Source organism: uncultured Pseudomonas sp. (assembly GCF_913774235.1).
Classification (GTDB): domain Bacteria; phylum Pseudomonadota; class Gammaproteobacteria; order Pseudomonadales; family Pseudomonadaceae; genus Chryseomonas.
Map to the genome: position 1 here is coordinate 1 of NZ_CAJYDW010000005.1, position 26,495 is coordinate 26,495.

General features: G+C 58.7%; 28 protein-coding genes and 1 pseudogene. 3 read left to right on the top strand and 26 right to left on the bottom strand.

Annotated features, from left to right (window positions below):
• Positions 1–224: 224 nt before the first annotated feature.
• The 8 genes from QZ471_RS02485 to QZ471_RS02520 form a co-directional block, all read right to left on the bottom strand.
• Positions 225–578 (bottom strand): type II toxin-antitoxin system RelE/ParE family toxin, encoded by a 354-nt coding sequence (locus tag QZ471_RS02485; RefSeq protein ID WP_295460738.1) that lies wholly within the window; start codon positions 576–578, stop codon positions 225–227.
• 4 nt (positions 579–582) lie between these two features.
• Positions 583–864, bottom strand: a complete 282-nt coding sequence (locus QZ471_RS02490) for a type II toxin-antitoxin system ParD family antitoxin (RefSeq protein ID WP_295460739.1) — start codon at positions 862–864, stop codon at positions 583–585.
• 507 nt (positions 865–1,371) lie between these two features.
• Positions 1,372–2,958: a conjugal transfer protein TraG N-terminal domain-containing protein gene (locus tag QZ471_RS02495; protein WP_295460740.1), complete on the bottom strand. Its 1,587-nt coding sequence runs from the start codon at positions 2,956–2,958 to the stop codon at positions 1,372–1,374.
• A gap of 9 nt (positions 2,959–2,967) precedes the next feature.
• Complete coding sequence (locus tag QZ471_RS02500; RefSeq protein WP_295460741.1) at positions 2,968–3,330, bottom strand: hypothetical protein; 363 nt, start codon at positions 3,328–3,330, stop codon at positions 2,968–2,970.
• A gap of 2 nt (positions 3,331–3,332) precedes the next feature.
• Positions 3,333–4,709 (bottom strand): integrating conjugative element protein, encoded by a 1,377-nt coding sequence (locus QZ471_RS02505; protein WP_295460742.1) that lies wholly within the window; start codon positions 4,707–4,709, stop codon positions 3,333–3,335.
• A 17-nt stretch (positions 4,710–4,726) separates the two neighbouring features.
• Positions 4,727–5,638: a TIGR03756 family integrating conjugative element protein gene (locus QZ471_RS02510; protein WP_295461444.1), complete on the bottom strand. Its 912-nt coding sequence runs from the start codon at positions 5,636–5,638 to the stop codon at positions 4,727–4,729.
• 29 nt (positions 5,639–5,667) lie between these two features.
• Positions 5,668–6,111, bottom strand: coding sequence for a TIGR03757 family integrating conjugative element protein (locus tag QZ471_RS02515; protein ID WP_295460743.1), 444 nt, complete (start codon positions 6,109–6,111; stop codon positions 5,668–5,670).
• Positions 6,112–6,342: 231 nt separating this feature from the next.
• Positions 6,343–6,516, bottom strand: coding sequence for a hypothetical protein (locus QZ471_RS02520; protein ID WP_295460744.1), 174 nt, complete (start codon positions 6,514–6,516; stop codon positions 6,343–6,345).
• 208 nt (positions 6,517–6,724) lie between these two features.
• Here QZ471_RS02520 and QZ471_RS02525 point away from each other — a divergent pair, with 208 nt between their 5' ends.
• Positions 6,725–7,522 (top strand): hypothetical protein, encoded by a 798-nt coding sequence (locus QZ471_RS02525; RefSeq protein WP_295460745.1) that lies wholly within the window; start codon positions 6,725–6,727, stop codon positions 7,520–7,522.
• A 299-nt stretch (positions 7,523–7,821) separates the two neighbouring features.
• Here QZ471_RS02525 and QZ471_RS02530 read toward each other — a convergent pair whose 3' ends face one another.
• The 16 genes from QZ471_RS02530 to QZ471_RS02605 form a co-directional block, all read right to left on the bottom strand.
• Entirely contained in the window at positions 7,822–8,511 is a 690-nt protein-coding gene (locus tag QZ471_RS02530) for a DsbA family protein (RefSeq protein ID WP_295460746.1), read from the bottom strand.
• A complete protein-coding gene (locus QZ471_RS02535; protein WP_074528222.1) occupies positions 8,508–8,801 on the bottom strand; it encodes a hypothetical protein in 294 nt (97 codons plus the stop codon). The genes QZ471_RS02530 and QZ471_RS02535 overlap by 4 nt, the downstream gene beginning before the upstream one ends.
• Entirely contained in the window at positions 8,798–11,569 is a 2,772-nt protein-coding gene (locus QZ471_RS02540; RefSeq protein WP_295461446.1) for a conjugative transfer ATPase, read from the bottom strand. Before QZ471_RS02540 ends, QZ471_RS02535 begins: the two co-directional genes overlap by 4 nt.
• Before the next feature lie 272 nt (positions 11,570–11,841).
• The gene (locus QZ471_RS02545; RefSeq protein WP_295460747.1) at positions 11,842–12,288 is read right to left on the bottom strand and encodes a TIGR03751 family conjugal transfer lipoprotein; all 447 of its coding nucleotides are present in this window, start codon (positions 12,286–12,288) and stop codon (positions 11,842–11,844) included.
• Complete coding sequence (locus QZ471_RS02550; protein ID WP_295460748.1) at positions 12,266–13,771, bottom strand: TIGR03752 family integrating conjugative element protein; 1,506 nt, start codon at positions 13,769–13,771, stop codon at positions 12,266–12,268. The genes QZ471_RS02545 and QZ471_RS02550 overlap by 23 nt, the downstream gene beginning before the upstream one ends.
• On the bottom strand, positions 13,755–14,681 hold the full coding sequence (locus QZ471_RS02555; RefSeq protein ID WP_295460749.1) for a TIGR03749 family integrating conjugative element protein: 927 nt from the start codon (positions 14,679–14,681) through the stop codon (positions 13,755–13,757). The genes QZ471_RS02550 and QZ471_RS02555 overlap by 17 nt, the downstream gene beginning before the upstream one ends.
• Entirely contained in the window at positions 14,678–15,334 is a 657-nt protein-coding gene (locus QZ471_RS02560) for a PFL_4703 family integrating conjugative element protein (RefSeq protein ID WP_295460750.1), read from the bottom strand. The genes QZ471_RS02555 and QZ471_RS02560 overlap by 4 nt, the downstream gene beginning before the upstream one ends.
• Positions 15,331–15,711, bottom strand: a complete 381-nt coding sequence (locus QZ471_RS02565) for a TIGR03750 family conjugal transfer protein (RefSeq protein WP_295460751.1) — start codon at positions 15,709–15,711, stop codon at positions 15,331–15,333. The genes QZ471_RS02560 and QZ471_RS02565 overlap by 4 nt, the downstream gene beginning before the upstream one ends.
• 17 nt (positions 15,712–15,728) lie before the next feature.
• Positions 15,729–16,094 (bottom strand): TIGR03745 family integrating conjugative element membrane protein, encoded by a 366-nt coding sequence (locus QZ471_RS02570; protein WP_295460752.1) that lies wholly within the window; start codon positions 16,092–16,094, stop codon positions 15,729–15,731.
• 20 nt (positions 16,095–16,114) lie between these two features.
• Positions 16,115–16,354, bottom strand: a complete 240-nt coding sequence (locus QZ471_RS02575; protein WP_058767919.1) for a TIGR03758 family integrating conjugative element protein — start codon at positions 16,352–16,354, stop codon at positions 16,115–16,117.
• The gene (locus tag QZ471_RS02580; RefSeq protein WP_295461448.1) at positions 16,351–16,644 is read right to left on the bottom strand and encodes an RAQPRD family integrative conjugative element protein; all 294 of its coding nucleotides are present in this window, start codon (positions 16,642–16,644) and stop codon (positions 16,351–16,353) included. The genes QZ471_RS02575 and QZ471_RS02580 overlap by 4 nt, the downstream gene beginning before the upstream one ends.
• A 231-nt stretch (positions 16,645–16,875) precedes the next feature.
• The gene (locus tag QZ471_RS02585; protein WP_295460753.1) at positions 16,876–18,054 is read right to left on the bottom strand and encodes an iron-containing redox enzyme family protein; all 1,179 of its coding nucleotides are present in this window, start codon (positions 18,052–18,054) and stop codon (positions 16,876–16,878) included.
• 53 nt (positions 18,055–18,107) lie between these two features.
• Positions 18,108–19,379: an APC family permease gene (locus QZ471_RS02590; RefSeq protein ID WP_295460754.1), complete on the bottom strand. Its 1,272-nt coding sequence runs from the start codon at positions 19,377–19,379 to the stop codon at positions 18,108–18,110.
• A gap of 51 nt (positions 19,380–19,430) precedes the next feature.
• The gene (locus tag QZ471_RS02595) at positions 19,431–20,177 is read right to left on the bottom strand and encodes an SDR family oxidoreductase (RefSeq protein ID WP_295460755.1); all 747 of its coding nucleotides are present in this window, start codon (positions 20,175–20,177) and stop codon (positions 19,431–19,433) included.
• A complete protein-coding gene (locus tag QZ471_RS02600; RefSeq protein WP_295460756.1) occupies positions 20,174–20,917 on the bottom strand; it encodes a hypothetical protein in 744 nt (247 codons plus the stop codon). The genes QZ471_RS02595 and QZ471_RS02600 overlap by 4 nt, the downstream gene beginning before the upstream one ends.
• A gap of 26 nt (positions 20,918–20,943) precedes the next feature.
• On the bottom strand, positions 20,944–22,035 hold the full coding sequence (locus tag QZ471_RS02605; protein WP_295460757.1) for a hypothetical protein: 1,092 nt from the start codon (positions 22,033–22,035) through the stop codon (positions 20,944–20,946).
• A 1,001-nt stretch (positions 22,036–23,036) separates the two neighbouring features.
• Between QZ471_RS02605 and QZ471_RS02610 the strand changes: the two genes are divergently transcribed.
• Entirely contained in the window at positions 23,037–23,519 is a 483-nt protein-coding gene (locus QZ471_RS02610; protein WP_295461449.1) for an OsmC family protein, read from the top strand.
• A 256-nt stretch (positions 23,520–23,775) separates the two neighbouring features.
• Here the strand turns inward: QZ471_RS02610 and QZ471_RS02615 are convergent, their stop codons facing one another.
• Positions 23,776–24,105 carry a hypothetical protein gene (locus QZ471_RS02615; RefSeq protein WP_295460758.1) on the bottom strand — a complete coding sequence of 110 codons (330 nt, stop codon included), beginning with the start codon at positions 24,103–24,105 and terminating at the stop codon, positions 23,776–23,778.
• 150 nt (positions 24,106–24,255) lie between these two features.
• On the opposite strand from QZ471_RS02615, the gene QZ471_RS02620 reads away from it, so the two are divergent.
• Complete coding sequence (locus QZ471_RS02620) at positions 24,256–24,567, top strand: hypothetical protein (RefSeq protein WP_295460759.1); 312 nt, start codon at positions 24,256–24,258, stop codon at positions 24,565–24,567.
• 436 nt (positions 24,568–25,003) lie between these two features.
• Here the strand turns inward: QZ471_RS02620 and QZ471_RS02625 are convergent.
• A pseudogene (locus QZ471_RS02625) lies at positions 25,004–26,462 on the bottom strand (UvrD-helicase domain-containing protein).
• Between the last annotated feature and the right edge of the window lie 33 nt (positions 26,463–26,495).

The window sequence follows — 26,495 nt, forward strand, 5'->3', positions numbered from 1 at the left end:
GTCCTAGCGAAGCATCGTTTGATACCTTGCGTGAGGCGATCTCGCAGAGGCCACCTCTCTAGTTCCCGTTCAGACCAGTGCTCGTTGCTTGAAACCAACCCTGTCCAACATTTGGGGGTCATTTCACGAACGCGGAGGCCCTTTCGGGTAGGGCTCTTACCCTTAAAGCCCCCTTCCATTCCCTCCTTTGCTTCAGCCCATTTTGGCCCTTCCGGCGCGTCTGGTTATTCCGGACTGGCCAGATGTTCCTTGGGCTCCATCACCTCGTGCAGCAGCCGGACGATCTCGATGACGTCTTCGGCCGCGATCCGGTAAAACACTACATGGCGAGGCTGGCCGACGCGCTGGTCTGCCGGAATGCCCCTTTGGGTGTTAGCCAGGTGGAGACTGCGTAGGCCCTCGTGCAGCTCATCACGGGCACGAGTGACCGGCGCGTAGGGCTCGGCTGCGATCAGACTGAAGCTGCTGACCAGCAGGCTCTGGTAGCGCTTGCGGGCTGCTGGGCCGAACTGCTGAGCGGAGTACACCACGATGTCTGCAAGATCTCGGCGAGCCTCGGCGGAGATGCGGTACTTCATGGGCTCAGTGGCCTATCCGGCTGTCTTCAAGTCCTAGGCCTTCCAGGTACTGCTCCAGGTCGTCGGCGGGCACCTCGTCGAACGTTCCCTGCTCCAGCTGCTGGATGGCTGAGCCCGTAGCGTTGCGCAGTGCCTCGATCTTGGCGGAGACCATGGCCTCTTGCTGGATCAGCAGGCGGACCCCATTGCGTATCACCTCGCTGGCATTCTGGTAGCGACCGCTCTCCACCAGGCGATCGATCTCGTTGGAAAGCGGGTCGGGGATGAGGATGTTGCGGGTGGGCATGGCTGCTCCAGGAAGGATGAACGGGATGCATGGCAGTTTATGCCATGGCACTTGCGGCGTCACCGGTTGGGGCGTATAAGTGATGGCATTACGCAATCCCTTTACATTACTTTGGGGCTCGCCATCATGCATAAGCGCGAACGCACTGCTTTGAAAGTAGGCCGCTGCATGGCTTCCCCTTTTCGAGTTGAAGCCCTCTTTTGGCGCAGGTTTGAGCGTGACTCAAGGTCTAGCTCGTTGGTCCAAGTCATCAAGTGGTCGATGCGTGCCGTAGCTATCGTCCTCTGTGCTTACTACTTACTACCGCTGTTTCTGGGAGCTCTTGTAGCCATCGCTGCAATGTTTGTGATGGGGAGCTTTCGAGGATCTAGCTCTCAGCCACTATCCTCGGAGAATGAGCATCGGTTTTTCGAAGAAGAGGGTGTGAGAGACGGCCTATTTGGGCACGGTCATTACGATAAAGACGGGAATAGATGGTAGGGCCTAAATTGGCCCCACCAGTTACCTCTAATCTTGACTTGATGACCTGGCAATACCCTTCGTTGCAGCAGCTGTTACTGCCCCTCCAGCTTGCCGGCCAATGTGTCCACTTTCCCCCTTGGCAGCCTGTGCTCCAGTTGCGAGAGCGCTTGCCAAGCTTCCTGCTTGAAAGCCAGCCCAAGTCATGGCGGTCAACCAAAACGCCGGCAGGATCAAGAACATAGCTCCCATGACGTAGTTCAGTAGCATGTCACCTTGCATGTTGCTCAACCCGATGATGGGATCGAAGTTCGCGTGTGGTGCGGTGTTGTTCACTTTGTAGATCCCGGTGCCATACAGCGCATCCATGATGGTGCTATCCACCCACCTCGCCAGTTGCAACCAGAAGTCCACGAATATCAGCGCGAACTGGGCGAAGGTGAGTGTCATCGCCACCTTGAGATCGTAGGTGCCCAGCACCAGCACGAAAGGGATACAAATGATGAGGGCCATCTTGATAAAGGCCATCACCATGGGCGCCGCCTGTCGCACACTGTCCATCGCAGGGAAGTAGGCCAGTGAGCCTACGGCCTGCCCAAGGCCTGCCGTGAGACGGGCTGCGTCGTTATACAGCGAGCTGCCTACCTGACCGCCATAGTCCCCGTAGACCTGGCCCTGGGTCAGGACATGCTTCTTTGGCGAGACGAGATCCCGGATCACTGAGTCATCCACCTCGTCCTGCGACATGAAGCTTGCCCACTGTGCCAGCTTGGTCAGGGTGTCTGGTTGAACCTGTGCCAGCAGACGTGCACGTAGTCCTATGGTGCCATCCGACCACCACTGGGAGCAGGTCGGGTAGCCTCCACCACCCGTGGTCTGTGCCAGGCCCGCATCGCGGGTGCTGTCATAGGGCCAGGCCTTACGCGGGGTATGGGAGCGAAAGCCCGAGAAGCCGTCGCTGTAGTAGCCGGCGGTGTTTAGGAAATACTTCGAGCCGATCCAACTGATGTCCTGGTACTGCTTGTCCGTCAGTGTGGGCTGGGTCATGAATAGCTTGGCCCGAGCGCGGCCGTAGCAGTCGTTGGTGAAGTCGGCAACCTCCTGGGCGAGCAGCGGGTTGTCAATTCGCTCGGCGTTCACCTCCATGCGCAACTGCTGCAAGTCCTGGCCGCACGGGATACTGGCCACTGCCGACGCGGTGGCACCCTTGGACAGCGCGTGGACTACCGCCCACCAGATCGGAATCTGGGCACTCTTGCCGTTCAGGGTGCTGAAAGATGTTCCCCACCCGGTCGCTTCGGGCTTGGGCACGCTGACCTGGCATTGTTCGGAGCGGGTCCGGTCGTACTGGAGGGTCGAAAAGCTTACGCTGGAAGCCGGTACCGGCATCAATCCGAGCATGATGACTAAGATGGCCACGAAGAACCGGTTTTCGATGCGGGCTAGGCTGAGGACGCCCTTGTTGCCCTCGTCCTGACCCTCGCCGCGGGCACGGAGCCATTCTTGGATGACGATAGCGGCGAAGGGAGCGGCGAACACGCCGGTCCCGCCGATCATCTCCCAGATGCCGTTGTTGATGATCCAGCCGACTAGGGTTAGGTAGTACTCCAAGTAGTCGTTGGTGTAGAGCTCCATGGCGATCTCCTACAGTAGGCCAGCGTTGCGCAGTTCGAACAGGACAATCACCAGTACGGCGAGCAGCTCGCAGCGGTAAATACGCCCTCGGTCATCGGCAGCCTTGAGCAGCCGCCGGCGGGGCTTACGCCAGAGCGCGACCAGGCCGGTGTAGAGGCAGAGGCGCCACACCAGGAAGCCTGCCTGATGCGCCCCAACCCATTGCCGGTAGTTCTGCAGGTCCCCGAATCCCCAGGCGGTGACCAATACGAAACCCAGGGCCAGGCCGATGGCTAGCAGGAAGGGCCACAGCAGCGACCAGGTGCGGTGCAGCCCGCAACGGCCGAAGCCGGCTAGTGCGCGCAGCCGATTCCTCCAGAGAGACGTCGTCATGGTCATTGCCCCTTGCTCGGGTTTTCGACCCGATCCAGCCGGTTCGGCAGGGGATCGCCCTGGAAGATGCCCTTGGAGGCGTCTTTCCGGATCGCGGCGCGCTGCAAGATGGTGGTCGGGGCGTTACCCGCCATCTCGCGGCGCAGGTCCAGCTCGGTCTTGAGGTTCTGGATCTCGGTCTGCAACTGGGCGGTGTCCTGGCCGACTTGCTTCTGCGCCACCTCGTTGGCTGCAACGTTGGGTTCCTGGCTCCCGGCGAAGATCACGCGCAGCAGAGCAAGCGCCTTCTCGATGATCTCGGCGAGAGAGACTTCAGAAGCCAGGCGCTTGGCCAGGACGTCCTGGTCCTGGTCGTTGCGCAGCGCTTCCACCAGGCCGCGGGTGACCGGGATGGCGTTGCTGCCGGCGGCGGCCAGGTTCTCGTCGGTCAGCGGCTTGCGCTGGGCGAGCAGGTCGTTGATCAGCTTCAGCTTCGTGTCGTAGGTTTCCTGGATCAGTGGGGTCAGGCCGGCGCCGGCCTGGGTCACGGTTGTCTGGCAGTTGTCACAGGTCTGCTGCTGTTGCTCGCCCAGGACCCGGGTGGCGAAGGTCGCCGCTTCCTGGGGTGAAGACCAAGTGCTGCAGACGAGCCCGCCGTTGCAGCTACTAGCTGGGATGGAGCCAGTACTGGTCGGCGCCCTGCCGCTGAGCAGGTTGTAGCCAGCCTTGGTGACGTCGCTGACCACCTTGATCGGTTGCTGCCCGCTGCCACCGGCCTTGGTCCCGCCCACCCAGGTCACGCCGTCGTTGCCACCCTTCTGCTCGACCTGGTGGATGGCGGCGACCGCATCGGTGGTGCTGGTAGCAGCGGACTTCATGGCTTCGCCTTCGGCCAGTTTGTTCCAGCCGACTTGGCCACCGGCCACATCGAGCATCTTGTCGGCGATCGCACGGCAGGTGCCCTTCGACCGGTCGAAGTCCAGGCGCGCCTGGCCGATGCCGTTGGTGATCAGGTTGTACAGGCCCGGGTTGGCCCGCTGTAGGATCAGACCGGGTAGGGAGCCTACGGCGGCGGTGGCGTTCTGCAGCACCGAACTCATGATGGTCTGGAAGCCCTGGGTGGCGCCGTTGAGCTGGTTCTGCAGGGTGTTTGTCAGGCTCAGGTTTCCGCAGATGAGGTTGGCGTTCCAGCCCCCACCGATTTGGATGCTGTCCATGTTGCCGACGCTGCCCATCGACACCGCGCTGCCGCCGCCGATGCTGTAGAGCACGTCGTCGCCGATGACGCTGCCCTGGGACTGGATCCGGTAAGGCGTATCTGCCGCTTGGGCGTTGCTGATCGCCCAGGCCAGGCAGGTGCTGGCCAGCAGGGGGAGGGGGGTGAGGCGCTTGTGGTGCATGATCGACAGCTCCCTGATCATTGAAAGTCGGTGCTGCCGAGAAAGACCTGGCCTTCTCGTTTGCAGCAGCTATAGGGGCGCCAGAGCGCCCAAGCGTAGGCGCCCTGGATGTCCTGGACGTGCGGACCGGCATTGGGGAAGACGGCGCAGCTCTGGCTCAGCGTGGGAGTGAGCTCTTGCCACTTACCGGTACTGGCGTCTCCCTCGAGCAACTCGCCGGCGGGCCAGTAGCCGTCCTCGGCCTTGGCGAGCAGCGACTGGTAGACGTGGATCTGGCCAGAGCGGGTGACCACGTCGCCAGCGCGCTGGGCCATCACCGCGGCGGCCTTGTAGTCATCGGGCTGATGCAGGAAGCCGCTGCGCGGATAGACGTTGCCCCAGAGGTCACCGGACAGGGTGCCGCCGACCTCGCGACGCCCCGGGATCAGGGCCTCGGGATAGACCGTCTCGGGAATGCCGTAGCGCCAGGCCAAGTAGTCGTAGTTGCTTAGCAGATAGGGCATATAGGCCGTGCCGGCGCCCTTGCAGGTGTAGCCGGAGCCGCTGGCGAACTGACTGAAGACGTAGCCGCCCGGGTGGCCGATGACATCGACGTTTTTGAAGCGAGCGCTGATCGTGGTGTTGGCCTGGATGGGACTGTCGCCCGGGTCGTTGCCGCCGGCGGCAACACTGCTGACAGGGCTGAAGGAGGCCATCTCCGTCCAGGGGTTCTCCCCCGTGTTGGCGTAGCTCGACACTACCGCGTCGGGCACGTAGTGCCGGACCTTGACTGAGGTCTTCACCTTGCAGCCGTATGGCGTACAGAACAGCCAGTAGCAGATGCCGACCACCTTGTACTCCAGGCAGTCTGGCGAGAGGGAGGACGACACGATGGCTGCGGTGGTAACCGCGGCCGTGGCCTGCAGGCTGGTGGCGAATGGGACGGCCATGGCCAGGCGGCGGAGCGAGCGAAGGCGCTTCATCGTCCGCTGCTCCGGTAGCGCGCGATGCTGGCCACCGCCGCCGCCACATCAGGTTGCCCGTAGACCACATAACGGCGGTCTACCACCACGGCTGGTACCTTGGTGACGCCCAGGCTCCAGGCGTCGGCGACGTCCTGGTGCGCCTTGACCAGATCCCGGCCCAGCTGCTGCGCCGAGGCTGAACGTAGGCGTTGTTGCATCAGGGCGGCGGCCTGATGAGGATCCACCGGCAGGCCTGCAGATAGGTCCTGCTCGATTCGCTCCGGGGCATCCAGCAGCACGACACGGGCACCGGCCAGGTTGTTCAGCGGGTGAGCGTGGTCGGAGATGGCGACGACATCGGCATGAGCCAGCGGCAGGTAGCCGACGATAACGGCCAACAGCAGGCAGACCCTGTGGATGGGTCGATTGGTGGGCGAGGGAAAGGGCGTAGCGGGCATGATCCAGTACCAGGCGGAGATGGGCTGGTACAGGAAACGCGATCAGGCGGGTTGGGTCAGCGGGAAACCATATTCTGGTCCTGGGAGGTTAGCGTTTGACTGGTATCAGTTACGGTAGCTGCTCCCTGTGCGGGAGCAGAGGATGACCAGTAGGATCGACTGGTCAAGATCATCAGTGCTTAGCGTCGATTGTGAAAGGGTGTCCGATAACTAGGCTGGGCCTCTAGACTTTTAGAATTCACCACGAGCTTTAGCTGCGGCAAAGTCTTCAAAAACTTTAGCAATCAACGCCTCTCCGGCCGCTACGGAGGATACAGCTCTAGCTACTACCACTTCGTTGTTATGCAGGACGACGGCGAGATAAGGAAGGCCTGCACCCGGCGGATCGTAAACAACACCTTTCATGTCCGTACCTCCATCAAAAAAATACAATGTAATCGACTGAGGTGTCAGGAGGAAGAAAAATCCGATGAGCGTAGAGGTATCTCGCCTACGGGTTGAGTAGTGTCATAAAATTCGCGCGTGGCGGGTAGCCGGGCTGTGTGTTTTAGCTATTTAGCGAAACCGTGGTCTCACCTTTGCTAAGCACTAAATCAATTGGAAGGCTATGCTAATGTCGAAGCTAATTCTTGAATTTTTAAAAGATAAATTTGAGCGTAAATTATTTTTCTGGTCGGCAGTCGCTTTCGTCTGCCTGTGCGCCGTGAAAATTAAATTCCGCCCTTCTGGCTTCATGCAGGAAGCGTGGCCTGGTGTGGTCATCTTTTTTCAATCTCAGGCGTTCGAGGATGTCGTCGGTGATCTGCTTACTAGCTTAATAGCTGCCTATTTTTTCTATATAGTGATTGAGGTTTTTCCTCGAATGAAAAGAGAGCAGCAGAACGTTGAGGTTCTTAATCGTTTAGTCGGCTCTATTGTGGACTCTTATTCGAAATCCCATTTTTTTGGCCATACCATGGCCATCACAGAGGTGGATCTCAATCTGCTTTCTATAGATCGCATAGACGGCTTAATAACCGAGGTAAAAAAAGAGCCTAACTTTGTGAAGCTCAAATGTGCTCTATTTACAGCTCATTCCAGATATTCTGATTTTTCTGCAACTCTTAATATCGCTTCTTCGCTCGGATCTAAACGGGCGATGCAATGGTTGGTTATTACTGACAAAGTAAGGCTGCTTGTGGAAAACTATGAGGAAGACCCTGAAAGTGACGATTACGGACCCCAGCATGTCTACGGTAGCGGTCGTTCCGAAATAGATGAGAATGCAGTTGATTTTTTGTGCTATGAATCGGATCTTAGGGTTTATTTGTCAAGTCTTCAGTATTGTGTGTTGGAATACCTTGAGCAGGTTAGGGACTGGATCAGTCCAACTCAAACTCATTCCCCCTCGAGAGCTCCTGTCAATATTTAGATGCAGATTTGGTTAATGGGGTGATTGATGTCGGGATACAAACGACTTATTGTTCGTTGACAAGTATCATTACATGCAGTGATAGAAAGAGCGATTGTTACAATGTCACTGGTATTGCATCTATCCCAAGATAGGTACTTTGTCAGGATCGTTTCTCAGGAATGTTTGCTGATACGTTACGTCGGCGCTGAAGGTCGCGCCGTAGCATCTCAACATCTATCAACCGCAGCAGGTATGTGAGGCGGCTATAGAGCCGCCTTAACGCTCGATCAGAAAGACCGGCCAGCCAAGCTGGAATGTCATCGGCCGGATTGCGCATCCACTCGTCCTTGAGCCGCAAGCCAGTCCATAGCGGAGAGCATGCCAGCTTCGTCCAGCAGGGCCGCAAGCCCTATGCTCCGCCCTGAACGGTTGTCCCTCAGCTCGTAGGTCGGGGTGGCATCGATCTGCTTGCGGGCCGCAGCTGCGGCCTGATCGGCGACCACCTGGCGTACCTTCTCGTTTCGGTGGGCGCACTCCTGCAGATGCTCCAGTGACATACGCGGGGGTAAGCCCAACTGATCGAGCGGTACCGCCAGACCCGCACCGTTCCCGCGGCTGTGCCGATAGACCGCCTCCAAAGCCTGCCAGAACATCGCATTGCCGCCCAGCCAACCCGCACAGGTCACCAGGCGGGCCTCGTACTGGGCCGCCTCACCGTGCATGGGTAGCGGCAGGTGCTGCCACTGCCAGTTCAACTGGTCATGCCGATCAACGAGCTGCTTTACCTTCGGATAGGCATCCTTGCAGTAGGGGCATTCAAGATCGGCATACTCGACTAGCGTGAAGCGCGCCTCGGGATTGCCGTAGATGAACGTCGGTGTCGCTGGCTCCGCGGCTGGCTGCATTGCAGCAAGCAATTCCAAGCCGTGCCAGAAGACATACAGCATGCAGGGGATGGCTACCCACAACCCCAAAGCCTGCCTGCGGGTGAGGCCGTTGAAGTTCATGCCGAGGCCTCGTCGTGCTGTCTGCCCAGGACATCGCGGTGAAGCACCTCGAGCAGCGCCTGCTGCGCCTCGTCCGGCTGCGGGTGTTTGGCCAGCCAGTCTTTGACGGCTCGGGTGAGCTGGTCCTCGATCTCCCGACGGTCCACGGCGCGTGTCTTCACTGCCTGCAGGTTGGTGATCAGTACTGGCCCGCAGATCTGCAGCGCCGTCAGGGTGTCCTGCCCGGGCTGGCTGAGCAGCTCGGTCAGGCTGTCGATGAGGTTCTGGGTAAGCTGGTCCATCGCTCTCATTCCCGGTACTCCGTGCGGAACTGCTCCAGGTCGAACCGGAAAGGCTCGATGCCGCGTTTACGGTCCAGGTCCTCGGCGATCATCAGGGCGGCGCCCAGCTCATCGACGCCGTGTTCGCGCATCAGTTGCCCGCGCTGGGCTTTTTCTTCCGACTCGGTCATTGCCAGGGCCAGGGCCAGGCTCGGCGGTACCGCGCGGAACAGCACCTCCATCGACTTGGAGAGCACCACCCCCTCGGTGAACTTGCCGCTCTCCTTGCGTGCAGACAGCATCAGCGTCTTCTGTGCCGGGGTGAGCGAACGGAATTGGCTGATCTTTTCCACCTCATCCGGCGGCATGTTGAGGCAGATCCACCACTCCATCATGTTGAGCATCGGCTTGCCGGAGGGTGGGATGTCGTCGATGTTCTGAGTGGCCAGCCAGTACCAGGCGCCGAGCTTTCGCCACATCTTGGTGATCTTCACCACGTAGGGCAGCAGCAGCTCGTCCTTGGTGAACATGTGGCCTTCGTCGTTGGGCATGATGATCGGTCGGCCGGAGAACTGATCGCGCTCGGCGATGTTGTTCACCGCGTTGAGCAACGAGATGTAGGCGATGCCGAGCTGGGCCGAGTAGCCCTCACGGGCGAAGGTGGCGAAGTCGACGATGGTGATGTCCGCTTCCGGCCAGGGCGTGCCTGGGCGGTTGAACATCTCGCCGTCTACGCCCATGCAGAACATGTCCATGGACTCGGCCATCTCCTGCAGACGCTCGCGGCGTGGCAGGGGCAGGCCCTCGTCGCGAGCTGCCTCGCGCAGCGCGTCGCGGATGTCCTGCGTCAGCACGGTGCGACCCGCCTTGGCACAGGTCTCGGCCGCCGCCAGGATGGCATGGCGGATAGCGGCCCGGTCCGGGCGCAACATCCGTGCATTCTCCTTGGCTTCGCCTCCGGTGATCATCAGCCGAGCGATAATCTCCATCTCGCCGAGGATGTCGCGTTGTTCGTCCTCAAGGGTACTGGCGTAGTCGTCGGAGGCCTCCAGATCTTCGGCGTTGCGCACCTTGACCAGGTTCGGCTCCTGGTAAAGCCGGATAGCATCGGCGAAGGGGGCCAGGCTGATCCCCGAGCCCGGTGCAAGGCGTACCTTGTTGACTGTCAGGCCGAGCTTTTTGGCGAACTCAGCAAGCAGGCCGAACGAATTGCCGGCTTCGGCCAGGATGACCCGCGGGCGATACAAGGCGATCCACTGGCAGAGCAGGTTGTTCAGCGTCGCTGACTTCCCGGAACCGGTTGGGCCGAAGATGAAGCCATGGGCATTCATCTGTCGGTCGAGCTTGTTGAAAGGATCGAACGTCAGCGGCGCGCCGCCGCGATTGAAGAGGGTGGTCCCTGGATGCCCGGTACCGGTATGCCGCCCCCAGACCGGTGCCAGGTTGGCCACGTGCTGTACCAGCAGCATCTGGGCGTACCACTCCAGTGCCCTGGGCTGATTCGGGTCGAAGTTGGCCGGCAGCCAGCGCAGATAGCTGGACAGGCCGGCGACCTCATCGTCAGGTTGCACCGGTTCCATGCCGGCGCCCATCAGGGTGTTGGTCAGGTTCATGCAGCGCTGGGTCAACTGCGCCTCGTCCTTGCCGCGCACGTAGAAGGCGACGCTGCCCTTGTACAGCTTGTGCTTGCGGCCAATGAGGTAACGCGCATCCTGGATGGCTTCGCGGGTCAGCGCCGAGGCCTGGTTGTCGCCTACGGACTTCTTGTGCAGCTGGTTGAGATGAGCCTCCAGGGTGTCCTGGGGGGTGATGACCAGGGTGATGGCCAGCACCGTGTCCTCGGGCAGCTTGTCCATCAGGGCGTTCAGCGCATCGCCGCCCTTGCGGGTTTCCCCGGTCAGGTGACCAGTTTTCGGCGCTTCGCGTAGTCGATCCAGCATGATCACGCGGGTGGGTTGGCCGTCGAAAAACCAGAGGCCCTTGCCGGCGTCCGAGCGTGGCTCGCGGTAGAACAGGCACTGCGAGAAATCCGTGCCGCTGGCCAGCACCGGTAGGGTGCCTTCCTCGGCTTCGACCGGGGTATTCACCAGTTCGAAGAAGCGATCATGGTCCTGGCGGGTCGTCCCCAGGTGATCGGGGCAGGGATTGAACCATTGCAGGAGCCAGTGCCGGATGACCCGCTCCTCCATGCGGGTAGCCCGGACACCGGCGTTGGCCAGGGCGCCCACCAGGCGCTCGCAGGTATTGCTCAGATAGAGTGCGGGATCCTGGCCGCGCACCATGCCGTCTTCAACGCTGCGCCGTGACACAACCATCCGCACACGGCGCTGCTGGCCGCGCCAGGGTAGCTTGGAGACCACCTTGTCCTCGAACAGCCCGCCAGGCTTGGAGATGGCGGAGAGATGGTGCTTCATCAGGCTCAGGTACAGCTCGGTGAACGCCGTGCCTTGCGCGCGGGGATGGACATAGCGGCGCAACTGGTCCAGGTAGGTATCGAACTGGATCTCGTCGTAGGCATAGAACTGCACGACCCAGGGGCTGACCTCCAGTTCGTCGAAGCTGTCCTGCAGGGCGTTCTCCAGGGCGTCGCGGGCCTGGCGGAGCCAGTCGGGGTCGCGCCCCTCGGTGCCGATCGGTACCAGGTCGAAAAAGGCGGCCAGCGACTTGCCGTCCTCGAGCAGCATTGCCTGGTGCTCGGCCAGGTATTCCACCCAGGGCAGCAGGTTGGTGAAGCTGGGATTGACGTCGTAGAGCCTGGCCACGTCGGCCACGGTGGCCGGCTTCTCCTTGCCGGTCATCCAGGATCCCGGCTCCGGGATGCCGTGAGCCCTGAGCCGATCCAGGTAGCGCTGATAGGCCGCTTCCTCGTCGACCTCCTGGGCCCGGGTCGCCCGGATGGACTCGGGGTGCGGCGCCGTAGCTGGCGAATCCCCCGCAGCGGAAAGTCCTGCCTCCGGAACGGGCTCAGTAGGGTCCGGTACCGCGGCTAGGGACTGGCCTTGCGCCTCGACCGCGACCGGGGTGTCTGCAGCAACGGCCTTGCGGCCGCGTAGGCGTTCGAATAGGCCCATCAGTAGTTCTCCACCCGCTCACCCGGCATGGCGTATTGCACACGCTGATAGAACGGGAACACGGTGGTGTAGCCGGGAATGGGGGCTGGGTCAGAGCCCGCCAGGTGCGGGAAGACGTACATGACCAGATCCGGATTGGGCAGGCGCGGGAATTGGCTGTAGATCTCATTCTGCGCGGTACGGGAGTAGCCGGCGTTCTCGGCCAGCGGCTGGGCCTGGGCCGGATCCAGCGGGCGGCGTAGCGTGGCGCGGGCATCGAGCAACTGGCGGCCGCGGGCACTGTCGCCGCCGCCGGTGGTACCGGCGTTCCAGACGTCGAGCATGGTCTGGTCGCCGTGGGGCAGTAGCTTGTCCTTGTTGGTGGAACAGCCGCTGGCCAACAACACCAGGGCGAGGAGGGCGGCGCGGCGTAGCGGCGCCCGATCAGTCGAGGTCTGCCGAGGCATGGCGGGCTCCTGAGCGATAGTCGACCTTGCGGCCCTTGAGTTCGTAGTCGATGTCCAGTTCCTGGTCGAGGTGGATGGCCACCTTGGCCCCGGGCTGCACGTAGACGGCGGCGAAGGCCTGGCCATAGAGCTTGTTCACCCAGCTGGAGATGTCGCTGACGCCCTGGTTGAGGATCTGCCCCATAGCCTGGTTGCCGGACATGCCGCTGGTACCGATGGTGCCGTTCGGGGTCTGGACATAGCTCGTGCTGGTGCCGCTGTTCGGCATCAGCGTAGCCGCGCCGGCACCGGCCGCGGTGATCAGCGCCTGCGAGCCGATGTATTGGGCAGCGTTGCTGCGGCGCTCACCGGCGACGCAGGGGATACCGTAGGGATCGCTGATCCAGCCCAGGCCGCCTTGGATGGGGGCGGGTTGACCGTTGCTGGAGGCGTTCTGGTTGTTCTGGCCGTTCTGTGCGTTGCCGTTGGCCTGCTGCGGCGCCGGTAGGGTGCGGACACGGCCGTCGTTGAAGACGAAGGTGAGGCTACGGATCTGGCCCCGCACGCAGGACAGCGTCCAGTCGCCCGAGGCGGTCCCGCTGGCGACGGCGCCGGCGACGTCGGGCAGGTCGATGCCATTGGCGGCCAGGTTGTCCGGGCCGATCAGCACCTTGAAGGGGTAGGGGTCGTTGACCGTCCCGTCCACCGGTACCCGGCCGACCAGGGCGGTCATGGACACCGAGCCCATCAGCGTCGAGTTCTGCGGCAACGTGAACACCTTGCGCACCTGCTTACGTGCCTGTTCGGGGCCCTCCAGGCCCTCCGCGAGGCGCTGCGCGCCGCTGCCAGTGACGTCCAGCGTCTTCTGGCCAGCAGCTCCAAAGGACGTCGGGAAGGCGAAGCCACTGGCGGCCTGGCCGCTACCGGGGGTGACCGGCTTGCCGCTGGCATCGACGGCCGTCGCATCCTGCGGCTCGATCCAGAGTAGATCGCTACCGGTCCCTTGCTTGAATTGGCTGCCTTCGCCGGGATTGATCCCCAGCCCGATGGGCATGTCGCCGCCAGACCCGGTACCGCTGCCCATCTGGGAGAGGTGGTTGAGTTGCTTCTGCAGGCCCTCCAGCAGGCTCTGGTTCTGCTTCTGCTGATTCTCTAGGGCCTGGGTGACGCCGGCCTGGACGCGGTTGTCGACCGTGCTGTTGATGTTGCTGAGCTGCGCCGTCAGCTGCTGGTTATCTTCCTTGATCTTGTTGTTGTCGCTGGTGAGCTTGCTCAGTTGATCCTTGAGCTGCCGGCTCTCGGCGACGATGGTGCGCAGAGTGTCGCTCGGGGTGTCGCCTTCCACGCCCAGGGCCCGGGCTTGTTCTGGCGTGAGTTGCACGCCCTGAGGTTGCTCGGGCGCCTTGGGCTTGCCGCCCTTCAGTAGGCCGACGCCGACGAACACCACCAGAGCGAGCACGCCGAGCAGGCCGAACTTGAGCAGCGGGTTACTCCTGAGCTGCATGGCGGGCCTCCTTGTGCTGACGGGGATCCGCCGTGTTCAGGCTCGGGATCAGCGACTGCGCCAGGCCATGGTTACGCGTCACCAGGTAGAGCACCGTGGTGTCGCTAGCCTCGCCGCGGCTGCCGAGGAAGGGGTGCTGGAAGGTAGCGGTGGCGAAGTCGCCCATCAGCTCGCGCGGATCCAGCGTCAGGCGCTGGCTGGTCTGGTTGCGCAGCTTCACCGCCGTCACCCAGTAGTCGTCCAGGCGCCAGGCGCCCAGCGGGCGGCTGTCCACCGGCAGGGTGGGCAGCACCGTCGAGAGGTCCAGGTGCGGATCGACCCTGACCTGGGCGATGTCCGGCACCGGTTCGACCGTACGCAGCGGTGCGTAGAGCATCTGCGCGGCGTAGCGCGTCAGCACCACGGGGATCGGCGTCTCGCGCCTTGGCGGGGCGGGCTCGTCGTCCGCGTCGGAGTCAGTTGCCGCCTGGTCGCGGGGCTTGGCGGCAGGCTTGGCGGTAGCGCCGTCGAGCTGGCCGTAGCGGGTCGGCGGGTTGTCGCCCGGCACGATGCGGATCGGTTCCAGCGGCGCCTCGCCCGGTTTCGCCGGCGTGGCGGCGATGTCGAGCAGCAGCATCTCGCCGGTGGCGACGTTCTGGACTTTGAGGCGGGTAGGCGCGATGGGCTCCTTGGCCAGCAGGTAGATCGCGCCGCCTGCGCTTTGCACCCGCAGCTTGCCAGCGATGGCCGGATCCATGCCCACGCGGACGTTGGCATCGACGAACACAATCCGTTCCTGATTCACCAGCAGCGGGATGGCGAGCGGGATACGCTCCCATTTGCGGATCTCGATAGCCTGGGCGAGGCCGCTGACCAAGAGCAGGCCCAGCAGTACCAGCAGCAGACGAAGAGGGGCAAGGCGAGTCTTCATGGAGCACCTCCGGCCTTTGCCTCAGCCGCTGTCTCGATCCGTTGCGGCTGGCCGCTGTAGCAGTCCCACATCAGGCCGAAGGGATTCTTCTCGGGATCGACGTCGGCCCGGACGATGTGCAGCGGGTAGCGGGCGAGGGCGCGTTTGACCAATTGGCCTGCCAGGTATTCGTCGGCGGAGATGTCCAGCATCACGGTCCAGTCGTTGTTGGAGAGTTGCTGGACACGGTGGGTTGGATCGTCGCCGTAGCCGGCACCGGGGATCTCGTAGACGCCGCGGACCCGCTTGCGCAGCTCACCGGCGTTGCGCTTGAGCGCCTCGTCACCCTCCAGGTAGGTCTTGCAGGAGGGGGTGAGGTAGTTGCTCAGCCGCTCGATGTTGCTCGCGTAGTCCTTCTCGCCATCGGTGGGCCAACGGTTCAGTTGCTGGAACAGATACAGGCCGAAGGTGTAGACCGACTCAGGCGGGATGTCCCACCACTTGCGGGTGCTGCCGGAGCGCAGGTCTGGCGGCACATGGATGGTCAGGTCCTTGGGGGCGGTGTACCAGCCGACGCCGGCGCCAATGGCAACGGCCGTCATCAGCCCCAGGGCGATGCGCAAGGTGTTGATATGGGCGCGCTGCGACTCGGACAGCTTCCAGGCGCGGCTCATAGCCCCTCCATCCGCTTCACGGTCCAGGCGCCACTGCGGATCACCAGGCGGCGACCGCCCAATCCCCAGTGGGCGAGCTTCCATTCGGCCTGGCGCCAGAGCCAGGTTTCCGGACGGCCCCGCTTCCAGCGGCGCAGCAAGCGGTTGGCCACGCTCAGGCCAAGGCATGCACACCCGAGCATGCACAGGATGGGCATGGCCGGGTTGATGAAGAAGGCGAGGGGAATCCCGACGATAAAGCCGAAGGCACCACAGACGCCCATCGTTGCGAACATCTCGAAGGTCGTCAGGCCGCCGATCACCACGGGCTGGTTGTTGAGGTGATTCGGCAGGAAGCGCAGCGTGCCGTCCTCGAGCAGGTCATGGTTGATGTCCATCTGCGTACCCGCCCCGCTTACATAATGCCGGTGGCTTTGGTGACCAAGAAGATCGTCAGGCAGACCAGCACGACCCCTACCGCCCCCGTGGCGAACAGATCCGGCCAGGTTTTCTTACCGATGTGGATTTCGTGATAAACCGTCATGCCGTGACGGGCGACCAAGAGCAGGCCAAGGGCGCATAGCCCCATGCCGGCCAGCATGACGAAGTCATAAAAGTAGTTCTTGAACATATCCAGCCACGTGGAGCCCTGGCCTCGACTTGGGTCCTGAACGGCGGGAAGACCTGCCCGACTGACGCCGGGGAGTAGGGCCAGGGCGGCAGTCATGGCATAGAGTTGGGTACGGGCGCCTAGGCGGACGAGCGTGTTGAGGGACAGCATGGGAATCTCCTCGGGAGGGGTTAGTGCAAGATGAGCCAGGTCATGACGGCGTATAGGAGCAGCCCCCGCAAAGCCGAGCCGCCTGCGGCGTCTGGCTTGAGGTTGCCGCTGGCCCAGCCCTTGTAGAGGCTGAGCAATAGCCAGGCGAGCCAGAGCGTGATGAGCGCCATGGTTGCTGAGAGCCAGAGCGTGTTGCTGACCGATGGGGAAACACCGCTTGCTGCCTGGAAGGCGGCGTTTTGCGCCGCGCTCATGCTCATGGCTGGGCCCTTTCACGCTGGTACTGGCCAGAAAGCTCGGTCACGTCGCGCGGTTGGGCCCGGCTGGGCGCCAGGTAGTCCTGCAGGCCCTGGCGGATCCGGGCGATGTCAGCGGCGAGGCGGCTGTAGTCCAGCCGGTAGCGGGCGCTGCCATCGCTGGGTAGCTCGGCGCTGCGCCGGGCGACCGCCTCGACGGCGTTGAGCTGGCGGATCATGGCGTCGACGTTGGCCTGCTCCGAGGCAGTGCCGGCGGCCAAGGCTTGATCACCAACGGGTAGGTTCAGCAGCAGAAATAGGACAGCGCTAGCGACTCGGCGCCATGAGACAGGATAGATAAGAAGGACAGTTGTTTTCACAGCTACGCCTTGGCCGCCTGTGGGGGTAGCTCACAGGCTGCCAAGCGCATAGGGTTACGTCAGCAGGAAACCGTTATCTCGCCCGATGAGGTTAGCAAACCCGCATCAAGCCTGGGTTTCACCTGAAACGCGCCGGTGCTTATGGGGTGTCCAGTAGCTAGAGAGCTACAACTCTTCCCTTAAAGCAATACCGCCGAGGTTCTGGAGTAGCGGCGCGTTTTCGCATGCTATGTACACACACTCTTCGGAGGCAGAGTTTATGTGTTGGTGCTCTGCCCAGACGGGCACGTAGAAGGCATCGCCAGCTTCCCAGGGCACAATTTCGCTGCCTATTTTCGAGTGCCCGCTACCCGACATCACATAGATGATGGTCTCGTAGTTGTGCCGGTGTAGACGAGTGGAGCCACCAGGAACAAGACGCCCGATAGTCATGCTAATCGTTTTGCTCGGGAGATTCACCGTATGTACTGGATGGTTTCTTTTGTTTGAAAAAATTGCATCGTTTGTAGACGACGAGTTAATGACTTGCTTGTGCGTCAGCTTTTCAGGGATGCGCGCAGTTAGCTGCCCAGGCACCTGCCAGAAGTCATTAGATGAATAGCTCTGCTGAGGTGCGAGTGATTCGGCTCCTTCGTGCAGATGGTTTCGCCAGACTGCATCAAAAATAGCAAGCCTTTTCTGGATTAGCTCAAGTCCAACTTGTTTGGCTTTCTCAACTTTGAATGGAGAATCGTCTACAAGACGATTCATGATGCCAAGCATCACTAGGGCATGGTCTTCATCATCTTCAATATGCAATCGGAAGAACTCTGTTGCATCGGGTCCGTAGTTAAGATGCTCCAATGCCGACAAAATTGGCTTATATATCGTTGGCACAATTGCTTCTGCACCGAGGCAAAGGGCGGAAAGCCCCACAATTGGATCAGGATCCTGGCACCTCTTTAGCATCGTATTAACCATGTCAAGCGTTGCTTGAAGGGGAGGTGTATCACCTGGCGATACACCTACACAGCGTAAAGAGCGCTGAAATAGCTCAGCGTGGGTGACACGGTCTTCTCCATCAACGCCCATCTCTTCAACCATGTTGTCTATTAGCGCCACGACGTCGAGCGGGTCTTTTATCTGGCTTATTAGGGCGCATAGGTAGCGGGTGAAATGTTTAGAATAATGGCTATGTTGCGCGAGCAAAGACTTGACCAGAGACGGCGAGGCCTCCCCTTTTTCAAGTGCCACCATCAAAGGATGCTCATTGAGCATTTTGATGTTGCTTGCATCCAGCCAGTCGGCCCAGATTGATGGTTCGTTGTAGTTCGTATCTTCCAGCTTCTGAAGAATTGCGCTCATTTTGATGCCTCGCTAAAGCCCCGATAGGGATAATTTGGTTAGAAAGAGTTACTTCAATGTGATGCTTCGAAGGCCGGTTTTTCCTTTTTTTTAAGCGAAAGACCAACGCCGGCCAAGAACCAGAAAATCGAGTAGAGCATCAGGCTTCCGAACCCTTGCGCTAGAAAAATCCATCCCAGAGCGGCGATTATGGAAATTAGTCGATTTGCGAGCCCTGTTGTTTTTCTGGTGTAGGCTAAAATCGCGCCACCATAAAGAATGATGAACCCCTGAGTAGTTGCCAAAAAGGCGATTTCTGGGCTTAACGCGAAGTGACCTATGGCCCATATAATGAGGCTGTAGGCTAACAGCGCAGTTACCAAGCACGCGGTGGGCGTACCATCTTTTGAAGTGGTCGATAAAAAGGACGGTAAGGTGCCTGCTTTGGCCGCTGAATAAAACGCCCGGGAAGAGCCAAATACCCAAGAATTGGCGTTGGCCAGCAAAATAATTACCATAAGCCCTAGCATTATTTTGCCGACAACACCGTTTGGTACAATCGAGGCCAAACCATTCAATCCTTCTACTGAGTAGCCTTCCATAGCCGATGCTGCTATAGCGGCTGCGAATCCTAGATAGCAGACTGAAACCACCAAGAAACTAATCCAGAATATTTTTGGTATGTTCTTGTCAGGGTCTTTGATCTCGCCGAAACCGAAAGTCAAATTTTCCCAGCCTTGAAAAGCCCAGAAAACTATCCCGGCAGCTAACCAGATGCTCGAGATATTACCGACTTCAGGTTGCCTCCATCTTTCCACTTCCAGAAGCTGTGGGATGTAAGGCAGGGACCGAGCGCAAACAAATAGAATCACTGATACGATTAACAATATGGCGACGGTATTAAACCAGCCTAGTTGCTTGAGCCCAAATATGTTCGCAAGAGTCGTCAAAATGGCTATTGCGATCGCTAAGGGAATCGACCAAGTAGATGTATCTAGCCCTAGCAACGAAGCGGCATAGCTTCCTCCGACTAGAAAAAATGCTGGCATGCCTATTAGAAGCGTGCCCGCGGTGAGCATCAAGATTCCATTTTTTGACCAAGTTCCAAAGCCCATGCTGGCGTACAGTGCAACGCCTTCTGACTCTGGGTACTTTCGGCCTAAATAGGAAAATATATGTATCATGGCGGGCATTATTGCAACCACCACTGCCCAGCCTATTAGGGAGTTAAGCGGGCCCGCAGCCTGTATGGCAAGGCCGGGTAGTCCGAATAGCCCGGATCCAATAACCATAGAAATGGCTATTGCGACTCCGGATGCTAAAGATATTTGGCGCTTTTCTTTCATATTGGGCACCCAAAATTAGTGTTGTGGGCTGTATGTTTAATGGCTGCGCTATTAGCCGGTTCCGGCCGACGCCCCTCCGTCGACAGGCATTACTGCTCCTGTGATAAAAGACGAAGATTCCGAGGCCAGAAAGACGACTACCTGAGCCACTTCATCGGGTTTCCCGATCCTGCCTAGTGGCCTAGATGCCCCTGCTGCGCGAAACCGATCTATGGACGACCCAACCAATGACGCCTCTTGCGCTAGCAAGGGAGTGTCGGTATCTCCTGGGCATACGCAATTGATACGAATATTCGCTTTCCCGTAGTCAACTGCCATGGCCTTTGTAAGCAAAACAACTCCTCCTTTCGAGGCGCAATAGGCGCTGGCCCGGTCCCCGCCGGCGATGCCCCACCCAGATGAAATGTTAATGATCGCGCCAGCTCCATTTTCAACCATCGACGGAAGTGCTGCTCTACTTGTTAGAAAGCAGGATGTTAAGTTGGCTGCAATCACTTTGTTCCAATCACTGAGAGAGGTGTCGATAACGGTCGCGCGATGGATGATGCCGCAGCTGTTAACAAGAACGTCTATCTTCTTGTACTCACTGAGGATAGCCTCGAAAGCTGCATTTACACGGCTCTCATCTGTTAGATCCAGTGTAAGCCGATGCTCAACCGAGAGTTCTTGTTTGCCCCCGAATTTTAAATCTAGAGCTACTACCGTGGCGCCTAGATCTGAAAACGCTTGAGCACAGGCTTGGCCAATTCCACTACCTCCCCCTGTTACGACAACCACTTTTCCATCAAAAACCTTCATTGCTTTTCCTTATTTGCCTGGTATAGCAGCGTCGCAGTGTCGCCGTATACAACTTCTGGTTTGTCGTGGAAGGCGAAATTTATTACTGTTCTTACGCCTTTCTGCAGTGGTGTGACTCGATGCAATGTACTGCCTGCCTCCAATATGTATGCATCTCTTGCGTCTAAGAAATCTCTGATGATTAAGTTTTCTTGGTCAGCAAGCTTGACCTGCTCATTCAAAGGCAGCGATTCGACGGCGAAGGCTTTCTGGAAGGCATTCCAATTCGGAATAAGCTCTATCATGCCTCCTGAACGTGGGGCCCTTATTGCAATTACAAAGGCGTATCTAGGGTCATCTAGATGCCATCCGTGAGTGTCGCCTTGGGCCGATAGTGTATTCACGACAATACACTCTTCGGGATGGTCAATCTGATAAATTGGGCGGCCTGCTTGTCGCTCTATAAGATTGGCAATAGTTTGATCTTCGTACATTGCCTGGATCTTTGGACAAGTTCTTCGAATCAGACGGCCGCCTGCCACGCTTAGGTTACGAGGGGTCTCGTAACCTGGCATGATGAAATCGCGCCTTAAGTGAATTTTCTGAAGCTGCATGATTTCATTTAGAATTGCTTCATGCTCGTCTTCTGAAAGATATTCTTTTATTTTTAAGTAGCCCGTTTCTCGAAGCAGGTTGGCAGATTCCAAAGAGGTAAGCGCTTCGTACGCGCCGCCGTTTTCCCATTTTCCAAATTTTAACATGATCTTCTTCCGTTTTTTCTGGGCGGCTAGTTAGACTGTGGCATGGTCGGAGGGGTACCTTCCAATTCGTCTTGGGCGTGGTGTTTGAACCACCGCTTGTTACCTACGAGGTATGCAATTACATGCCCCATATATTGGACGGTGAACCACATAGGTAAGAAGGCCGCAGCATAAGGCAGATCATGGGTCTTGAAGATAACCAATGCCGCCCAGACGATAATTCCAAGAGCGGAGGCCAACGCAACGGTTGTTGATAGGTTCGTCTGCATCTGCTGCCAGGGTTTCAGGCCGCCCGGAAGAGGGCCTGCCCCAATTATGAAGCCCACCAACATGGATCCTACTAATCCCGCGGCGGCGGCGGTCGCTAGAGATCCTCCACTGGAATTTGGTACGCCTATTATGACCCAGTAAAAAACGCCCAGAATGATACCGCCTACAACCCCTCTTACATGGATATGAGGTGTCTTCCAATGTTGAGGGGCGGCGGTCTCAATGTCTTTTGCGCCTTCTAGTCTTTTAAAGTTGGGGAGGATGTTTCCTGTAACTTTTTGATAGTTTGAATACTGAACTCCTGCCAGCTTTTCCAGTCTTTTGTCATATAGAATGGTCCCAATGACATTGTAGATATTCAGCACGATCGCAAGGGTCAATAGATCCGCGGTCATCGTTGGTATAAGAAAAAACATTGGAAAAAATGCGGTATGAACAGGGAACCTTATCCAGCGTCTAGAGCCGATTTTCCAGAGCGGGTTCTTTAGACTGCTTTTTCCGGCCATGGCGGAGACGAAGCTTGTAGAGCCGAAGGCCAATCCACAGTCGTACTCGAACAAGTGGAGCTGCCAATACCAGACCCACGAGGCTGCTACCAAGGCGGCTGCTACGTAGTAGCTAACTCCTTCCAGTGACCAAATAATTTGGTCCACCGGCTGCCAAAGCCAAGCGGCTATAAAGATGTAGGATATGTTTGTGAGGCTTTCAATCGAGCGCCAGGCAAGCGAGTCTATTTTGACCAATTTGTTTGCAATTGCTTTGACCTTGAGAGTGGCCAAAACAGAATGCTGCATGCCAAATCCCGTTACCAAAAGCGTGTCAAATAATAATTTTAGCCAGTCCGTCATTTTGTTTCTCCGTGTGGATGCATTGATGGCTTTGTATTCGTTACTTCCGTCGCTCCAAACTTATTTGGTAAGCCGTTTATATTGGTAACTAATGTAAGCAAATGCGTCAACAGGGGGGCGGCTAGCTTGAGCGTGATATTCAGCTGGTTCTTTGCTAATGAGATCAAAGTGATCTCATTAATTAATGGCTAATGATATCAATGTAATGTTTTTAACTGTGCGTGCGGTGCAAAAATGCTTTTCGCTGCGGGGTTGAACTTCCTGTTCGTTGAGGCGGCAGGCGTAAGACTCACCCCTGATTTGGCAAGGCTTCCAAGGGGGGGCTACGAACAACTCATTCCTTTTACTTAATGCCTTTGACTCATCAAGCCCCTAGGGCTGCCTAGCTGTCGAAAGTCACTTTGGCTTCTGTTGGACCAAAGTTATTGGTTCGGACGAACGGTCTTGTCTTTAGCGTGATAATAATTAGTGGGGGTCTTATTAAGGGGTGACAAGACCGCTACAGAACAGCAATCAGAATCAGACCCAGCTCGCGCAGGCACCGACGATGGATGTTCGTGGCGCACAGAAGCCGATCACGGCAAGGCGCGCCTAATAGCCATAGCTGGCTGTCCTTGGGCAGTCGTCTAGTTTCGGTTAGTAGTCGATGCCTTTTGTCATGGGCTTAAGCGAACCCTTTCGTTAGCTAATGCAGCTGTAGGGGCGGTGTTCAGCAAGGCGTCGGACGCTCTAGGAATTCATTGTCGATGTGGCTGCTCTAGCCTTCTCCTGTGGGTAAACAAAGGAGAGGTTGGCTAGATGCCTATCGGCCTTACCTAGATAGCTGTCCGGCCTACCAAAGCGTTCACAGTCGAGGCATTTACTTAGCCTGAAGCGCTTTAGGCGCTTGAATAATGGCTTCGATCGTAATCGGTTCGAGGCGCTCCGATGAAATTTGCAATATCCCTGCTATCATCGGCTTGAGCAGGTTTTTTCTGAATTGTTACGATTGGGAGGCGGAAGTGACCGATAAAATTCACAAGTATTCTGTCAAGGTGACTTGGACTGGTAATAACGGAGCAGGTACTTCCTCTTACGAAAGCTACAGCCGTTCACATGTGATTCAGGCTGAGGGTAAACAGCGGATAGAAGGATCTTCCGACCCCAGCTTTCGAGGTGACCCGGCATGCTGGAACCCAGAGGAATTGCTTTTGGCATCTTTAGCGGCATGCCATAAACTTTGGTACCTCAATCTTTGTGCCAAAGCCGGTTTAGTTGTAGTTTCCTATGTGGACAACGCGGAAGGAACTATGACTGAGGTCTCTGGAGGAGGAGGCCAGTTCACAAGCGCTATTTTGAGGCCAACAGTGGTGTTGGCGTACGGGGCTGACGTCGAAAGAGCCAGAGATTTGCATGGGGTCGCTTCTAAAAAGTGTTTTATTGCACGCTCTGTTAATTTTCCAGTCGCACATTTTCCTGAAATAATCGTAAAAAACGAGCCATAGGAGCCCTGTTTTGACGTGGCGCTGGGAGTCCGCCTCGACGGCACTCAGTTGGCTGATCAAGACGTTGAAATCGGTAGCGCTGGACCAGGCTCGCCGGGAGCAAGCACGACGGCAAGACCGAAATGACCGAATGGCTTACGAGGGTAGGAGGACAGTTTCACAGCTGGGCCCTGGGCTAGCGGGTGCATGCTGAGGGCGAAAAGCGAGGTCAGCGGGAAACCATATCTCCACCCTGAGAGGTTGCAAACCCGCATGGTTATTGACTTTCTGATTGAACGATCGAGCGCTTGAAGAACAGCAGAAAGCCGATGGGCACGGCGTAGCCAACGCCCCAGCCCTGGTTGCCCTGAGCGGTCTGCGCCCCGACCTGGGCGCGGCCCTCCAGCACGGGCTGGACACTGACCAGCTCCCAGCCCTGGGCGCCGAGTTCATCCAGCCGAGCACGGCGCTCGGTCGACGCCAGGAAAGCTGCGATGTCTGGGGTGCCACTCTGGATCTCCTGCTTGAACAGCAGCCAGCCACGTTCCTGGACGCGGTAGGTCAGCGGAGCGAACTCGGTGTGGTACTCGAAGCGGACAGGGGACATGAGCAGCCTCCAGTTCGATGGGGTGGCCATCGTCGGATCTGCGTCTTTGCCCTTGCCAGGCTTAACCGCATTTGGAGGCTAGGAGGTTAGGAACCAGGCGCGAACGAAACGCCTGTTCCCATGGTCATCTGGGAAATCACGGGAGGTCGTATGACCGAGATTGCGTTTCTCCCCGAAGAAGCCAAACAACGATGGCGGGAGCTGACTCAGGCAATGGCCATCATGGGGCTAGGCCACCTGGCTAGGCTGTACGGTCAGCTCGAAGGCTACATTCTGGCTTTGCTCGATCTCGACCGGATCACTGCTCCGCAGGGCAAGCAACTGCTGACGGCCGCGGCCGAGCTGTTCGATCAGTGCCGATCCGACTATCTCCGCCACAAGCAGAAGCCGCGTCGGCGTATCGCAGGGGCGGTGGGCGACCGTATTCGGCAGAGCCAGCGTAGGTCCGAAGGCGTCCACTGATACACCGCAACCTCATGCGGTGGAGATGAGGTTTGCCGTCGACTCCTCTGTTACCGCCATGAGTTCCTGCCCTGTCGACAGCCTCGCCATGTCCGAAAGCATACGCAACGGCCACCCGGTAACTGTGCAGAGCATTAACGTACTATCACTGGACTTTTCGTGTGATTTATCAGCTACTGCGCAGAAATCTGATTAAAGCGAGGCAATCATTAGCTATGTGGAAATTTTTGAGTTGGTTTTCTGTGTTCTGCGGAATTGCGTTTCTTTACTGGGGCTTCACCATGGAAACTAGCCTGCCAGGCTTGAACAGACAGGATATCAACGGCGAACTCGAGGAGTTGAGAAGCGCTTACTTGGTGTTCGGTATTGCTTTCCTCTTGGGCGGCGGGTTTGGCCTCTGGAAAACTCGCCGCAAATAAATAGAGGATAGGTACGGCTACTGAACCAGGCTTCCATGCAGCTCCTTGTACCGCTGCATGATGTCGATCACCAGCGAGTTCAACGCCAGGATCTGCATGGCCCGGGTCACCGAGACGTAGAGCAGATTCAACTCATCGTCGCGCTTGGCCCGGTCGATCTCGGGGGCGAGTGGGTCCGCGCTGAAGTCGTCGTAGAGCCCAACATAATCCCACTCCAGGCCCTTGGCCTTGTGTGCCGTGGTCAGGGTCACGGTGGCGTCCAGCTCGCTCGCCACCGCGCAGCGGCGGAGCTGCTCGATGCGCTTGGGCAGATCGAAATAGGCCTCGATGATCCGCACCGAGCGTTGCATCTCTGGATCCTGGGTCGCCTGGGCGATTTCCTGGTACTGCTCGTAGTCGCGGTAGTCCTTCAGGAGCTTCTTTTGCTGCACCAAGTCATTGCGTCCCCGGCTGAACTGGAACAGATCCTCGAGCTCGCGCAGCGAGTAGCTGTCGATCCCGCCGATCCAGAACATCCGCTGGTCACCTTGTTTCTCCAGGCGCAAGGCGTTCTCGATCACCCCACTCACCGTGCGGTGTAACCAGGTGCGGTGAGGAAGATCCTCCGGCAGCGATCGCTTCACCAGGGTGCGTTGGCCAAGGCTCTGTAGCTTCACCGCCTCGCCCTTGAACGATAGGATGACGTTGGCCACGTGAGCCACCGCGGGGCCGAAGCGGAACGACTGGGTCAGGTAGTGCTTCTCGGCATCGGCCATCCAGGGCGCACTCAGGGCGTCCTCGGCGCCGCGGAAGCGATAGAGTTGCTGGTGACGGTCGCCCACCATCACCTGGGTGGTACGTTGCCGCTGCACCAGGTCGGCGATCACCGGGTTCACGTCCTGGCCCTCGTCGAGCAGGATGGCGCCGAAGCGGTTGGAGAGGTCCGGCCGGCTCATCTGGTACAGCTTGAGGTAGCCGTCGTGGGTGATCTGCACGCTCTTGTCCTGCAGGTCGATCATGCGTTTCCAGACGCTGATGGCCAGGCCCACCACCTGGGGTGACGCGCCGCTCCTGCAGCGGCGTCAGGCCTCGACCCTCGAAGCGGGTGAAGTGGCGGCCGTCCAAGGCCATGTCGGCGCTGGCCATGAACGTATTCAGGGTGTTGACGACATCCCGGGCCAGCTCCCAGTCCTGGGTGTCCAGCACCCGAGCGACCTCGGTGATGCGCAGGTTGCCGGCCTGCTTGTGCTGGTACTGGGTGCCGTAGACCGCATAGGCCAGGCCGTGGGCGGTCTTGCAGGTGACGTTGCGCGGGAAGCGGTTCTTGGCCTTCATCTCCACTGACTTGTTGTAGCAGAGGTAGAGCATCTTCACGTCGGAATGGGCACTGGCGTAGCCCTCCAGGGTGGTGGTCTTGCCGGTGCCGGCGAACGCTTGGATGAGCAATTTGCGGGCATTCGAGGCGATGACGGGCGCCTGCTCGTCGGTCCATTGCATAGTCGGCTCCCGGGGTTTCAATACCACCCCTGC